Source organism: Luteitalea sp., from assembly GCA_009377605.1.
In the GTDB taxonomy this organism is placed as follows: domain Bacteria; phylum Acidobacteriota; class Vicinamibacteria; order Vicinamibacterales; family Vicinamibacteraceae; genus WHTT01.
Map to the genome: position 1 here is coordinate 1 of WHTT01000124.1, position 13,979 is coordinate 13,979.

General features: G+C 64.5%; 8 protein-coding genes. 2 read left to right on the plus strand and 6 right to left on the minus strand.

All coding sequences use genetic code 11. From position 1 onward, the window contains the following. Positions 1 to 862: 862 nt before the first annotated feature. The 6 genes from GEV06_25825 to GEV06_25850 form a co-directional block, all read right to left on the minus strand. A complete protein-coding gene (locus tag GEV06_25825; protein MPZ21287.1) occupies positions 863 to 1,615 on the minus strand; it encodes a response regulator in 753 nt (250 codons plus the stop codon). Then, positions 1,593 to 2,750 carry a hypothetical protein gene (locus GEV06_25830; GenBank protein ID MPZ21288.1) on the minus strand — a complete coding sequence of 386 codons (1,158 nt, stop codon included), beginning with the start codon at positions 2,748 to 2,750 and terminating at the stop codon, positions 1,593 to 1,595. The genes GEV06_25825 and GEV06_25830 overlap by 23 nt, the downstream gene beginning before the upstream one ends. 20 nt (positions 2,751 to 2,770) lie before the next feature. Beyond that, positions 2,771 to 4,795 (minus strand): PQQ-binding-like beta-propeller repeat protein, encoded by a 2,025-nt coding sequence (locus tag GEV06_25835; protein ID MPZ21289.1) that lies wholly within the window; start codon positions 4,793 to 4,795, stop codon positions 2,771 to 2,773. Positions 4,796 to 5,021: 226 nt separating this feature from the next. After that, entirely contained in the window at positions 5,022 to 6,434 is a 1,413-nt protein-coding gene (gene glnA, locus GEV06_25840) for a type I glutamate--ammonia ligase (protein MPZ21290.1), read from the minus strand. Positions 6,435 to 6,637: 203 nt separating this feature from the next. Continuing rightward, complete coding sequence (locus GEV06_25845) at positions 6,638 to 8,878, minus strand: hypothetical protein (GenBank protein MPZ21291.1); 2,241 nt, start codon at positions 8,876 to 8,878, stop codon at positions 6,638 to 6,640. A 185-nt stretch (positions 8,879 to 9,063) separates the two neighbouring features. Then, complete coding sequence (locus tag GEV06_25850) at positions 9,064 to 10,050, minus strand: prolyl oligopeptidase family serine peptidase (protein ID MPZ21292.1); 987 nt, start codon at positions 10,048 to 10,050, stop codon at positions 9,064 to 9,066. 206 nt (positions 10,051 to 10,256) lie between these two features. On the opposite strand from GEV06_25850, the gene GEV06_25855 reads away from it, so the two are divergent. Together GEV06_25855 and GEV06_25860 are read left to right on the plus strand one after the other, a co-directional pair. Then, on the plus strand, positions 10,257 to 12,737 hold the full coding sequence (locus GEV06_25855) for an FtsX-like permease family protein (GenBank protein MPZ21293.1): 2,481 nt from the start codon (positions 10,257 to 10,259) through the stop codon (positions 12,735 to 12,737). Further along, positions 12,548 to 13,891: a tetratricopeptide repeat protein gene (locus GEV06_25860; GenBank protein MPZ21294.1), complete on the plus strand. Its 1,344-nt coding sequence runs from the start codon at positions 12,548 to 12,550 to the stop codon at positions 13,889 to 13,891. Before GEV06_25855 ends, GEV06_25860 begins: the two co-directional genes overlap by 190 nt. Positions 13,892 to 13,979: the final 88 nt, after the last annotated feature.

Here is a 13,979-nt window from a genome sequence, read left to right on the forward strand (position 1 = left end):
CGGTGCCCTCCAGAACTGGCGCTACGAGCCTGCACTCCTCAACGGCGAGGCCGTTGCCTCGACCGACGTAGTCGAGATATTGCCGGGCCCAACGCAGTGGTCGATCCGGCGCTAGTGGCCTGTATCAGCCGAAGCATAGCAGTGCGTGGACGACGTCACGTGAAAACTGGCCGCGCTACGACGTGACCGATTCAGCAGTTACAGCCCACTAGGTAGGGCCGCCTCGCCGAGGCGGCCGTGACGGCGCGCTCACGCCTTCGCGCTCCGCGCTACGGCGGACGAGTCGGCGAGCGCGCCCTACCCTTGTCGCGGTAGGCCGGCTCGAGAGCGTTATCCTACCCTCGTCATGAACATTCTGACCGTCAATCTCCTGTTCAGCACGTTCGTATTTTGGATAGCGGCCAGGCTGTACCTGCTACCAAGGCTGCATCAGCTGTCACCCCGCTCGGTCCTGCTGCCAATCCTGTTACTGCACGCCTTGCGCCACCTCGGGCTCATGTTCTTGGCGCCGGGCGCGACCTACGCGGGAGTTCCTGCACAGTTCGCCTATCCGGCCGCGTTCGGAGACCTGCTCGCCGCCGTGCTCGCAGTCGTCGCAATTCCGGCGGTTGCAATGAACGCTCGCGGTGCGCTGCCTCTTGTATGGGTCTTCAATGTCGAGGGCACGGTTGATCTCATGGTTGCCATTACGTTGGCCACGATCTATGACGCGGCCGCGTTCATGGGGCCTGCCTATTGGATCCCCGCCTTTTGGGTCCCTGCCTTGCTGGTGACCCACTACATTGTCTTCCTCCTCCTGCGTGTCTACCGGCCTGGCGCCGTGCCCGAAGACGCCGAGAGGCGGGAGCGGACTGACGTGCACTCAGAGCTCGAAGGCGCTGCGCTGCTTTGCACGGTAGCGGCGGCTCCACATGAGCTCGGTCCCGTCGCGCAGGATCACACGGTAATCGCCATGGAACCAGGGCTGCAGCTCTTTGATGGCATCGAGGCGGACGATGGTTGACCGATTGATGCGGAGAAAGGTCGCAGGGTCGAGGCGAGCGGCGAGCTCCGAGAGCGTGCTGCGGATGATATGCACGGTGTCCGCTGTGTAGAGATGCACCTCGTTGCGCTCTGCTTCGAGGCGGTTGATCTGGTGCACGGGCACCAGGACGGCCCGCTCGCCGCGTTGCACGAAGATGCGCTGAAGATACCGCTGCGGCGTCGTGGTCTGGAGCAATGCGGCGAGACGAGCCCCGAGCTCCGCCGGTCGGTCGCGTGCCAGCTCTCGCCGGACGCGTGACACCACGGCCTGCAGCCGTTCGGGCGAGAAAGGCTTCAGCAGGTAATCGAGCGCCTGTACCTCGAAGGCACGCAGCGCGTGCTCGTCGTAAGCCGTCACGAAGACGACATACGGCATCGCGTCGACGCCGAGACGCTCGATGACACCGAAGCCATCGAGTCGCGGCATCTGCACGTCGAGGAACACGACGTCCGGATGCAGCTCCTCGATCCGCGCGACGGCCTCTTCGCCGTTTGTCGCTTCCCCGACGATCTCGAGGTTCGGCTCGGCCGCGAGCAGGCGCCGCAACTTGGCGCGGGCAGGCGCCTCGTCATCCACGATGAGCGTGCGCATCTGCCGATTCCTGCTGTTCTAGGGCCTGGCTGGTCATGACCCGCGACGTGTCCGTGTCGCGCCGCGGCCACTCCATGCGCACGACGAAGCCGGTGCCCGGCACGCTCACCATCTCGAATCGTTGCGCCTCGCCGTACAGCAGGCGCAAGCGTTCGATCGTCCCGGTGATCCCGATCCCCTTCGACGTCACATCCACCCCGTCTTCTGGACCCTGTCCATCGTCTTCCACCTCGACGCGCACCCGTTCCCCGATCGCGCGCGCCCGCACGGCGATCCGTCCAGTACCGACACACGACAGGTTGCCGTGCCGCACAGCGTTCTCGATGAGCGGCTGCAAGATCAGCGAGGGCGCCAGCGCACACCCGAGCCCCTCCTCCACGTCGATCTGCAGCGAGAGCCTGTCACCGAAGCGGGCGCGGAGCAGCGCAACGTAATGATCGAGCGCCTCGATCTCGGTCGCGAGCGGCACCTCCTGCGTCTGTGTCGTCTTCAGCGAGACGCGTAGCAGCTCGGCCAGCCGCGAGAGCATCGTATCCGCCGCCCGCGGGTCGTCGTACATCGTCGACGAAATAGTATTGAGCGCGTTGAACAGGAAGTGCGGTTGGAGTTGGAGACGCAGGCCTTGAAGCTGCGCCTGCCGAAGCTGGCTCTCGAGCCGAGCCGCCCGCAGCGCCGCTTCGCGCTCGGCCGCCAGGCGATCGAACAGCCACACGCCCGAGACGAACAACGTATAGAGGATGACGTCGATCGGAAACTCCATCAGGTACCGGACCGACATGAGGCCGTAGTCGTAGTCGCCGAGTCGCAGCAGCCTGAAGATCGCTTCCCGCGACGCCCAGTTCATCGTCGTGTGCGTGGCAGAGAAGATGACGAGCGCGCCTGCGTGACGCGGCAGGCTTGCGGCCCAAGTGGTCCGGTGCACTGGAAAACGTCGCGCCATGTGCCGCGCGAGGGGAAAGAGTATGGCCGCCCCGTACACACCGGTGACCTGCTCAATCAGCGGGTCGTAGAATGGGACGGCATTCTGGCGCGCGACGAAATCCAGGTAGTGATACGCGAACAACAGGAGCGCGAACAGGGTGGCGCCGCCGAGCCACACCCACGGGACGCGGAGACGAGAGTGCGAAGCGATCATGCGAGTCACGCCCCTGAGGCTCACTTGCGAGGCGGCAGCGCGAAGGCGACGACGAAGTCGCCCGTCTCGAGGTCGAACTTACCGTGTCCGCCAGCCGCGATCACGATCATCTGTCGGCCGTCCGATGCCTCGTATGTCATGGGCGTCGCGACGCCCGCGCGCGGCAGCTTCGTCTTCCAGAGCTCCTTGCCTGTGTCGATGTCGAAGGCGCGGAACGCCCCGTCCATCGATGCGCCGATGAAGATCAAGCCCGCAGCCGTGACGAGCGGACCGCCGCCGCTAGGCACCCCAATCTCCTGCTCGCCGATGAGCGCACGCGCAGGGTGCCCTTCCGGGACCTGGCCGAATGGGACCTCCCATCGCACGTCACCCGACGCGAGATCCACTGCGGCCAGTGTGCCCCAGGGTGGCGGCGTGCACGGCAGGTGCTTGGACGACGAGAGCGTCCGCCGGCGCATGCCGAACGGCGAGCCGCGATGCAGCGTGTACTCGTAGTCCTCACCCTTCGTACGCGATTGGGTCCGCTCGCGCTCGAAGACCTCTCGCGGTAGCAGTTGGACCAGCGTCGCGAGCCGGCTCGTGTTGGTGACCAGCAACTGGCGCTGCGGATCGAAGGCCACGCTTCCCCAGTTCACGCCGGATGCGTTGCCCGGATACATGATAGTGCCCCGCAGGCCAGGCGGCGTGTAGATGCCCTCGGATCGATATTGGCTGACGAGCGCGCGGCACTCGGCGCGATCCGCTTCGGTCGGCCCCCACGCGGTCTCCGGTGTGACAGGTCCAATGGGCATCAGTAAACGTGGCCTGACCGGAAACGGCTGCGTGCGGGCGGCCGTCTCTCCCTCGACGTCGCTCTCGGGCACCGTACGCTCCTCCACCGGGAACAGCGGCCGGCCCGTCAGGCGGTCGAGCACAAAGATCGCGCCCATCTTCGTGGCCTGTGCAACCGCCGGCACAGGCCTGCCGTCGTGTGTGACCGCCACGAGTGCCGGTTGAGCAGCGATATCGTAGTCCCAGAGATCGTGATGCACGGTCTGAAAGGACCAGACGCGCTTGCCGCTCGAGCCGCGGAGCGCGACGACAGAGCTTGCATCCGCATTCGTGCCTGGGCGCAGGCCGCCGTAGAAGTCGGGGCTCGGGCTGGTCGTCGGCACGAAGACCAAGTCGCGCTCTGGGTCGACCGAGATGATGGACCATGCGTTGGCGGCACCGACCTTCCCGTCGCGGGCGGTGTCGCGCGCAATTGGCCGCCAGCTCCAGCGCAACGTGCCGTTCCGCGCGTCGTACGCGCGGACGACGCCGCTGCCAGTGTCGACGTTCCAGTTGTCGCCGATCGAAGAGCCGACGATGACGAGATCGTTGAGGATGGCGGGAGGCGAGGTGACCTGGTAGTCGCCAGGGCTGGGCGCGTGGACACCCTGCGTGAGACTGACCTGCCCGTTCGTGCCGAAGCCGGCGCACGGCTGCCCCGAGCGGGCATCGAGGGCGATCAGACGGGCATCGATCGTCCCGAGGAGGATGCGAGCAGCGCAAGCTGCCCCGGGTTGCGCCCGTGGATCGCGCCATGACGAGACTCCGCGAGAGGTGACCTCGGAATAATCCGCGCTACGGTCCACCTTCGCATCGAAGGTCCACAGCTCGGCGCCGGTTGCCGGGTCGAGCGCGATGACTTTCGCGTAGGACGTGCTCAGATAGAGACGTCCGTCGAAGTGAATGGGCGTGGCCTCGAACGTCAGCGACGCCCCGGATTCCGCATCCTGGCCGAGCTCGCCCGTCCGGTAGGTCCAGGCGACTCGTAGGGTCTCGACGTTCTCTGGCGTGACCTGCGCGAGCGCCGAGTAGCGCGTACCGCCGGAATCACCGCCGTACGCCGGCCACTGGTCAGCTCCGGTCTCCCGTTCCCCGTTTCGCGCTTCCTGATTCCCGATCCCTGGTCGTGCAACGAGCGCGGTGGTGGCGATTACAATCGCCAACCACGTCGCTTGCCGTAGGCGCGTGCGGTTGGCGGTGCTGCGATTTGGTGTCATGCGATCCTCCCTGGCCATCGACGAAGCCGAGGATCGCGCGAGTGCTATCGCGACGCCAACGAAGCGGGGACGAACGGGACCAGAGCCGGACAAACGGCAGTGGTCAGTGGCCGGTGATCAGCCGGTTGGCGAGGGCGCGGAGGCCTACGTCGCAATGAAGCCAAGATTCAGCCGTCAGCCCCCGGATGCTGGCCCATCGACTGACCACTGACCACTGACCACTACTCAGGCCCCGCGCGAGTCCTCAATTGTCGTAATACAAGAAGAACTCGTGCGGGTGCGGCCGCAACCGCAGCGGGTCGATCTCGTTCTGGCGCTTGTAGCTGATCCAGGTGCTGATGAGGTCGTCGGTGAAGACGTCCCCCTTGGTCAGGAACGCATGGTCCTGCTCGAGCGCCAGCAGTGCCTCGTCGAGCGAGCCAGGTGTCTTACGTGTGCTTGCGAGCTCCTCCTGGGTCATCTCGTAGATGTCGCGATCGAGCGGCTCGCCCGGTTCGATCTTGTTCTGGATGCCGTCGAGTACGGCCATCAGCATCGCCGACCACGCCAGGTATCCGTTGCAGCTCGGGTCGGGGCAACGGAACTCCAGCCGCCGTGCCTTTGGGTTCTTCGAGTACATCGGGATCCGGATCGCTGCCGAGCGATTGCGCGCCGAGAGCGCGAGGTTGACCGGCGCTTCGAATCCAGGCACGAGTCGGCGATACGAATTGGTGGTCGGCGCGGCGAAGGCGAGAATGGCCGGCGCGTGCTTCAGCAGGCCGCCGGCCGCATGGAGCGCGAGGTCGCTCAGCGCTGCATACTTGTCGCCAGCAAAGAGCGGCTGCTTCCCTTTCCACAGCGAGATGTGCGTGTGCATGCCGCTGCCGTTGTCTTCGAAGATCGGCTTCGGCATGAATGTGACGGTCTTGCCGTGACGGCGGCCGACGTTCTTGCAGATATACTTGTACCACATGAACTGATCGGCCATCCGCAGCAGCGGTGCGTACTGCATGTCGATCTCGCTCTGCCCGCCGGTTGCGACCTCATGGTGGTGTGCCTCGACAACGATGCCAATCTTGCGCATCTCGTACACCATCGCGCCACGCAAGTCGTGGTACGTGTCGCTGGGACTCACAGGAAAGTAGCCGCCCTTGAAGCTCGGCTTGTAGCCCAGGTTGGGCTCCTCGATGCGCGCCGTGTTCCAGGCGCCCTCGACCGAGTCGATCTCGTAATAGCCCCGGTGCTGGTTCTGTTCGTACTTCACCTCGTCGAAGATGAAGAACTCCGGCTCGGGCCCGATGTAACACACGTCGGCGATGCCGGTCTCCAGCAGATGCGCTTGCGCCTTCCGTGCGATGTGACGCGGATCACGAGTAAACTCCTCGTGCGTGACCGGGTCGACGATGTCGGCAATCACGCTTACGGTCGGCCTCTGGAAGAAGGGATCTAGACACGTCGTCGAGGGGTCCGGAATCGCCAACATGTCGGACTCGTGGATCCCCATCCAGCCGCGGATGGAGGAGCCATCGAAGCCGAGCCCATCCTCGAATGTGCTCGTCTTCCAGGTGTCGATAGGGAACGAACAGTGCTGCCACGTGCCAAGCAGATCGGCAAACTTCAAATCCACCATTTCTGCATCGTGTTTCTTCGCGAAGTCGAAGAACTCATCGGGCTTCATACCGAGCTCCTTACCAGACGCCCCACGGCGCTGCGGTTGGGTGACCTTCCGTACCGGCGGGTCGACTTACGACGGAAGCCTACATCCTAGCGCTTCGGAGCTCCGTACGTGAAGAAGCCGTACGCGCGCGTCACATCGAAGAGGCGCCTCGTCGAGGGCGCTCTGAGCAGGAGGAACACCACGCAGACATCAAGAGTGTGGGATTAGCGCCTCGCGGCCACAAAAGAGTAGTCAATATGCTGTCGAGCCGCGCGGCGTGCGACGCACCTTGCCTCGACGACGACGCCATCGACCGAGTTCGGGAACCGCAGGCGCGCCGTCCCGTGGGAGAAGTCAACACTATCCCGTTGCGCCGGCTTCCCGCCAATCGTGACGGACGAGGGGCTGTGCGGCGCGAGAATTCGCACGACTCCTTCCGTGTCTGCAATGCCATCGGCGACGAAGCGGATGCTGTTGGGCGTTGCCTGTTCGTTCCGGACGCGGCACGCAGCGGCGACTACCTGAGGCGTGTCTCCCGTAACCGCGTCGAGGTCGAACAGCAGTGCGCGCTTGTTGGGCGCAAGCGTGACGGACTCAATCACCGGGAGCGTTGCGTCGAAGAGGTCGATGTATCGTCCCTTCAGGGTCAGAGGCTCGGCGCCGGGAACGGACTCCGACAGGCCGGCGCCGACGAGGTAGGGACCACGGCGCAGGACCAGGGCATTTGATTCCTTCCAGGCCAACTTCACCGCCGCTGCCGCCTGGCGTGCGAGGCCGCGCACCCGGCCCCCGCCGTCTGCCATGTACGTCAATGACGCTGGCGACAGGGATGCCCGTACGATCGCACCTCGACCTGCGCGGTGAAGCCCCGTGGCGTGGGATCGGAGCCCCAGCGCACGGAACAGGTGGTGGCGCGGTGTGGTGTACGCGTATGGCGGGACGTTCCACCATTCGCGCACGGCGTTGTACGGATCGCGATCATCGTCGATTACGACAAGGGCCGCCCCGTCCCACACCCACCGTGTCAGGGCGTCGTGGATCTCTGGAGACGAGGGCTTCTGCCCCTCGTAAGTGAGCAGCAGCAGGGCGTAGCGGCTCAGGAACCCGGGTTGGGTGACGTTCTCGATTTGAACCGGCTCGACGGGGAGGCCGCGCTTGAGAAGCGGCATTGCGAGGCCGTAGAACGAGCCGAGGTGTTCATCGGAGGGCTCCGGATCGGCCCGCTGGAACATCATCGTGTCGGACACCAGCACGCCGACGCGCTCGGTCCCGCTCGCGTCCCACCGGACACGATCGGCAGGCTGCTTCATCTCGCCCAGCGCGTGAATCACCGCCTGCAGCTCGGTTTCATATGCCTTGGGGATGCGCACGCGCTCTACCGCCGTCGCTGCCTTGCCTTCCGACGGTTCCACGGCGGGGTACGAGCCAGCGAACACGCGATCCGGCCACGGCATGATCTCGTAGTGCCACACGTCCGGGTGGAGGAGTGACGCCACCAGCGTGCTCTCCCAGTTGCGCCGGTAGTCGCTCCAGGAGCGATCGGGATGATCCTCGATGGGGTCGTTGAGGTACCAGATGCGCCGCCCGGACGCGCGAACGAGGTTCTGCATGGCGCCATATTCGAGAAATGCCGTCTCGAAAGTACGTTCCTGCCGGCGTCCTTCGTAGACGTTTGGCGTTCGCGCCGTGCCGGTCCAGACCTGCGCGATGTAGCCGTCGACGCCCAGCGCGAGCAGCGACGATTCAGGGCTGACGATTCGCCAATGGGCGTAGTTGATGAGCGAGTGCGTCGGCACGTAGCTGCGGATTCTTCGCTGATGCGCATGACCGTATGCGCGCACGAAGTCGAGGACTTGCCTGAGCGCCCGCTGGTAGAGCACGTATTTCAGCTTGGAGGCCCGATATTGCGCGTCATGCGAGGAGTGCGGCGGTTGCCACGGGTCGCCGTAATAGGCTTGCCACTCGCGTTGAAAGCTCGGTTCGTACCCCGCGCGCGCCCAGAATTCCGGCTCTTCGAGGTGGATGGCTTCGGCGCCTGCATCGAGCGCGCGCTTCACGCCGGCGGTCAGGAACTGGCCGTATCGCTCGGTCGGTGACATGTACGGCACATCCGTGCTGCTGCCGTGCATGATCCTGGTTCCATCCCGTTCGGTTTGCGCCTCGTCCCAGTGCCGGGCGCCGTCGTAGCGCCCCTCCAAGTAGTCCTGGTATTCGCCCCACGCGACGCCGGTCATCACGTGGATCCGATATCCGCGGCGCCGCCAACTATCCATCCGCTCAGGCAGCGTTGGGTCGATGCCGTAGACGATGGCCACGTCCGCGTTGAGATTGGTCCGCGGCGTCCACGGCGCGTGGGTCTGGAAGCAGAGGCGCTCCTCGTCTGCTCGCTCGTCTGCCGTCCCACGAAGTGGCAACAGCAGACGCAACGCCACGAGCCCTGTGGCAAGGAAGAGGCGTCGTGTCATCTGAGCCTGAGCACGCGCCAAGCCCACAAGCACAGAGCCGCGGCGCCAGCCGTGATGAGAACGTACGAAGCGTCCCGTAGTAGATGTGTCCCTTCCTCAGCGACCCGCCAGGCATGCGCCAGAACGAGCAGACCGAAGACCGACCCGCTGGTCATCACGTAGGCTCTCATGGAACCGTCTCCAGCTCATTTGGCCTGGTCCGAGCTTACCGAGACACCGAGGTGACGGTCCAGCCAGCCCACCATCTCTCCCAGGAAATCGGGCGGATTCGTTGCGCCTTCGAAGTTTGCGCCGTGGCCGCCCCCAGAGATGCGAACCAGTTTGACTTCCACGCCTGCCCTCTCGAGCGCGGCTCTCATCAGCTCTGATTGTTCGAACGGCACTGTTTTGTCGGCATCGCCATGGAGCAAGAGGAAGGGGGCGTCATCCGCGGAGACATGCGTTAGAGGGGAGGCTGCTGCGTACTTCTTGTACTCCTCAGCTTTGGGATTTCTGCTCCGCAGTGGAACACCGACAAAAGAAGTCACCGCCATGAGCCCTGCTTCCGTCTTGATCCTCGACAAGTCCGATGGGGCCGCTAGGGTGACAACACATCGCAGTCTGGAGCTCTGGCGGTTGACCAGATCTGGATCGTTGGGGTCGCTCTGATCGTCCAACGTGCCGAGCATGCTGACCAGATGCCCGCCGGAAGAGCCGCCAATGCCGCCAATCTGCTCCGGATCGATACTGTATTCCCGAGCGTGGTGACGAATGAATCGGACGGCGCGCCGCGCGTCCTCCACGGCGTCGGGATAGCGAAAGCGCGGCGCAGCGCGGTGATTGATGGTGAAGACGGTGTACCCAGCCTCGGTGAGCGTGCGGAGAACATCCTGGCCCTCCACCCTGTCCTTGAGAGCCCCTGCGTGGTACGCAAGAGGCATGTGCCATCCGCTTCCTGCGATGAGGATCACGCCGTAGCCGTTGGCCTTCTCTGGATAGTAGATGTCCATCAGAAGCGCCAGGCCGGAATACATCCCGTAGACGACATTCTTCTCTGCGCGGGCCTGCAACGGGACAGCCCCGGCGAAGAAGAACAAGACGACCAACGCGGGAATACGCCTTCTCATTCTGGATCTCCTCCGGCGACAACCGCCTGTACGACAAAGACGAGCTTCGAGCCCGAACGTTAACATTGATCGACGAAACGAGGGCTGTTAGTATCAAGGCCAAGCTAGATAGGTATAGGTAGCTTGGGGTTCTAACGATGTCCTGGCTTCGACGTCTGTCGAATGCGTGACGCGCCGGCCGGACCGAGCGCGATATCGACCGAGAGCTCTCCTTCCACATTGCCGAACGTGCCGACCAACTGCGCGCCGAAGGTCTGAGCGCCGAAGAGGCGATGCGACGCGCGCGCAGACAGTTTGGCAACCCGACCGTCCAGGCTGAGCGCACCCGCGACGTCGACGTCGCAGGCTGGGTGGACGGCCTTCGCCGCAATGGTCGCGACGCCGTCCGCGCGCTGGCCCGGACGCCCGGGTTCACGGCGACGGTTGTGTTGACGCTCGCGCTGGGCATCGGCGCGAACAGTGCGGTGTTCTCGGCGCTCGACGCCGTGCTGTTGCGACCGCTGCCGTTCCCTGATGGCGACCGTCTCGTGCAGCTTCGTCAAACGCAGGGGCGGACGTCGGTGACCAATATTGCTCCAGTGCGCCTGAAAGAGTGGAACCAGCTCAATTCAACGTTCGAGGCGATTACCGGTTACTACATGGAGGATGTGTCCGAGACATCTGGCGATCTGCCGGAGAGCGTCAGGCGCGCCTGGGTGACGCCTCGATTTCTCGAGGTCTGGGGCGTTGCTCCCGCACGAGGAAGAGGCGTCATTGCGGCGGAGCACACAGAGGGAGGTCCCAGGGCAGTCCTGATTAGGGACCGCTATTGGCGCGTCCGGCTCGGCGCGGATCCGCACGTGCTCGACAAGACCGTGCGTATCGGAAGCGACGTGTTCCCGATCGTGGGCGTCATGCCGGCCTCGGTCCTGTTTCCCGACCGGGATGTGGATCTGTGGTTCCCCGGTCAGATGGGGACCAAGCTCTCGCAGGTCAGGTACGCCATGTGGTACCTCGGTGTCGGTCGTCTGAAACCGAGTGTCACATTGAAACAGGCGCGCGACGACCTTGCTGCCGTACAGAAGGCGCTGGGAGAGCAATATCCCGACACCGACGCCAAGATCGGCGTCCAGGTGACGCCGCTCAAAGAGACTGCCGTCGGCGACGTGCGCTCCTCGCTCTGGTTGCTCTTCGGCGCTGTCTCCGTGCTCCTGTTCATCACGTGCACTAACATTGCCGCCTTGCTGCTGTCGCGCGCGGCCCATCGTCAGCAGGAGATCTCGATTCGCCTATCGCTCGGCGCGACCCGTACGGCGGTCGCAGCTCAGATATTGACCGAAGCGGCTGTGCTGGCGCTGGCTGGAGCCGGCGTCGGATTGCTGGGCGCTGCCGGAGCGTTGGCAGCGTTTCGCGCCGCAGCGCTCGATCTGCCTAGAGCGGACGAGATCGCGCTCGATGGTCGGATCCTCCTGTATACCCTTGCCAGCGCAGTGACCGTGGCCGTGCTCTGCGGCCTGCTTCCGGCCATCCGGACGGCGCGCCGCGGCATCGCGGGCAGGCTGGGCGAGGCGGGCCGCGCGCACGTCTCGACACGCAACAGGCTGCAGTGGCTGCTCGTCGGCGCGCAAGTGACGCTCTCCGTCCTGCTGCTCGTTGGTGCCGGACTGCTCGTCCGCAGCTTCCAGGAGCTCTGGCGCGTCGATCCGGGATTCGAGACCGGCCATGTCCTCAGCTTTCGCGTCAGCGCGACATGGGCCGAGACAGCTGAATATGAGCGTCTCATCCAACGCATCGATCACACGATCAAAGAGCTGCGTGCTTTGCCAGGAGTGGACGCGGCTGCCGCTACCGGATTGTCGCTGCCTGGGGTCCCGACCAACTTTGAGGCGACCTTTGAGCTCGTCGAGGCACGGGGCGACACCGCGCACCGCATGGTGACCGAAGCGCGGTTTGTCTCTCCCCACTACTTCGCGACGATGCGGATTCCCGTGCTGGAGGGGGAGCTGTGCCGCGGCTGGCGAAGCCTCAACGCTGAAGACGGTGAAATGATGGTCAACCGGGCGTTCGCACGCCGCTATCTCTCGGATTGGCCTTCGCCCATCGGCCTGCATCTCGGGCAGCTCGACAGCACCTTGCCGCCCAACCGTATCGTCGGCGTGGTCGCGGATGCGAGAGAACGAGGCCTCGATCGCGATCCGGGTCCCACCGTGTATCGCTGCCTCAACGCTCCGGACCCGACACCGTACTTCCTCGTGCGAACGAGTGCCGAGCCTCTGGCCATCGCGCAGGCCGTGCGCCTAAAGATGAAAGAGCTCGAGCCGCTACGTTCCGTCTACGACATCGCGCCGCTCGAGGAGCGAATTGACGAGGCATTCACCGAGAATCGCCTGCGCACCATGCTGCTGGTGTTCTTCGCGATGACGGCGCTGGCGCTGGCGTGTGTCGGGCTCTACGGCACTCTTAGCTACATCGTGAGCCTTCGCCGTCGCGAGGTCGGCTTGCGCCTGGCGCTTGGCGCACGCCGGCGCGACATCATCGAGCAATTCCTAAAGCAAGGCCTGAAGGTCGTCGGCCTGGCCTGCCTGTGCGGCCTCGCGCTGTCCTTCGCATTCACACGACTGCTGGCAGGAATGCTGTACGGCGTCTCTCCATCCGACCCGGTCACACTTTCCACCGTGGTTGGGCTCGTGCTGGCCGTTGCCGCGCTGGCCGCACTCGTTCCCGCCGTGCGGGCCGCGCTGGTCGAGCCGATGCAGGTTCTCCGCGAGGAGTAGCTGCTAAGATAGCGGCTACACGAGTTGGAGCTTGCGTGAGCACCTTCCGCGGTGGCGTTGTCCTTCTTGCTATTGCCCTGGCCCTGTGGCTGGAAGCAGCCGGAGCGGCGGCCCAGGCGCTGTCATCGGAGGCGGCGTCTATCGCCGGGCAGCCAGCGAGCGCACGGGACGTCGAGCGTGGGCTGGAAGAGGCCGTGCGTCATACTCCTGACAGCTTCGACGCACATCACAATCTCGGAGAGTTCTATATCCAGCAGCAACAGCTCGCGCTGGCGATTCCCCATCTCGAGAAAGCGCGCGCGATCGACCCGTCGCACTATGTCAACGGCTATGACTTGGCGCTGGCCTACCTGCAGCTCGATCGGGTTCCGGAAGCGCGCCAGCAGATCGAGGCGATGCTTCGGCTGAAGGAGACGGCCGAGCTCCACAACCTCTTGGGAAGCATCGAGGAAGGAGCCGGGAAGCTCACGGACGCGGCCAAGGCGTATCAGCGCGCAGCGCAGCGCGATCCCAGCGAGAAGCACCTATTCGATTTCGGCAACAGCTTGCTGCAGCTACAGGCATACGACGATGCCATCAAAGTCTTCGACACCGCGACCGAGCGCTATCCTCGTTCCGCGCGGCTTTACGTTGGCTTGGGGATCGGCCAGTACTCACGTGGGAAGTACGACGATGCCGTGAAGTCGCTCTGCGCTGCGGCAGACCTTGCGCCGTCGGATCCGCGACCGTACCAGTTCCTAGGAGAGATGTACGGCGTCGCTCCAGAGCTCGGCGAGGAGGTCACCGAGCGGCTGGCGCGTTTCGTCGAGGTGCAGCCCACCAACGCTCTTGCACATTATTACTACGCGATGAGTCTGTGGAAGGGTGAGCGCGGCCCGACCGCGTCGGTCGATCTGCAGCAGATTGAGAAGCACCTGAAGCGCGCGGTCTCTCTTGACGCCAAGCTCTCGAAGGCTTTTCTACAGCTCGGCACGCTTTACGGGGACCAGGGCCGGCACGCGGAGGCGATTGAGGCGCTGCGCCAGGCCGTCCAACTGGAGCCGGACCATGCCCAAGCGCATTATCGCCTCGCGCGTGCGTACCAGAACACCGGCCAGCGGGCACTGGCGGCAAAGGAGCTCGAGCTCTTCCAGCAGCTGAAGACGAAGAAGTGAAAACGGGGACAGCCCTCGTTTTACATCTTTCGTAAAACGGGGACAGCCCCACTACTGTCCGGTTAAAAGTCGAATAGTAACAACTGGT